Genomic DNA, 1,007 nt, shown 5'->3' with positions numbered 1-1,007 from the left:
GGCTGGTGCCCAACCGATGAAGGCCCTTCAGTCCTACAACGCAAAAGAGGCAGACAGAAGCTTTGCCGGTATTGCAGGGTCGTCCGCGTCAGTAACGAGTAGCAGGTCCAGCGTATCATTTACAATGTGAGCGCTGATACCTTCCACCTTATATGGCTGTTCGAGCTGGTGCAGCGAGAGCAACCGCCCATGTTTGTCAACGATCCCGATCGCGCCTCCTACGCAGCGGCCATCAAGATATGCGTCGTTCGTATCTTCCGCCACAGCACAGAATACCGCGTCACCATTGGGTAGAGATGCCGCATCGGTAAAGCAGAGTGGTACGCCCTCGATCGAACCAAGATCCACTTTCATAATGTCGGATGGCGCAAGGGCTGCAGTATTCGAACCTCGCAATGCCGCAAGGGCGGGAAGCAATGGGAAACGGATAACCGCATTGTCGATGTGTCTCTTGTTACCGCGCTGACATAGCAGGAGTTCATCGCCAACCACTGTTGCTCCCTCGATATTGAGTTCCGGGAACGTTCGATGAAGCGAACCCAAAATGGGCGCTAAGTCGAGTTCCTCGGGCGAACCGCAAACCGCGCCGTGGCGATCAAGGCCAATGAGAACGCCGCGAGCGCGGTTCGGCCGCGATGCCGATCCAAAAGCCAGCAGAGCGCCATACGAATAGCCATGGAAAGCAGGGACGAAAGTGATCGCCTCCAGGTCTGGCTTTTCGCGCTTTCGCTCAGCCTTGTTCACGGGCAAATCGCCCGAAAACAGACGGATCTCATAACCCGGCTCAGAGGTACCGGCGGAAAACACTCCAAGGTGAAGGGCGTCATCAGCAACGACATAGATGTGCGAGCCGACGCAAACCAGACCGCTCGCGGCACTGAGATAGGGGGGCTGTGTTTCAGGCTGTGCCGGAGACACGTCGAGTGCCCGAATTTCGGTCGTGGCAATCATTGCTATTTCCTATCACCATTGACGTCTGGGCTCTACCGGCCGAGACACGAACTGTT

1 protein-coding gene is annotated in these 1,007 nt (G+C 56.4%); it reads right to left on the bottom strand.

Features of this window, described 5'->3' with window-relative positions; genetic code table 11:
• Positions 1-33: 33 nt before the first annotated feature.
• Positions 34-951, bottom strand: a complete 918-nt coding sequence (locus C5L12_RS27715) for a DUF6929 family protein (RefSeq protein ID WP_105375174.1) — start codon at positions 949-951, stop codon at positions 34-36.
• Between the last annotated feature and the right edge of the window lie 56 nt (positions 952-1,007).

It is taken from the genome of Neorhizobium huautlense, from assembly GCF_002968575.1.
GTDB lineage: Bacteria > Pseudomonadota > Alphaproteobacteria > Rhizobiales > Rhizobiaceae > Neorhizobium > Neorhizobium huautlense.
Note: the sequence above shows the minus strand (reverse complement) of the source record. Positions and strands in the feature narration are given on the sequence as shown.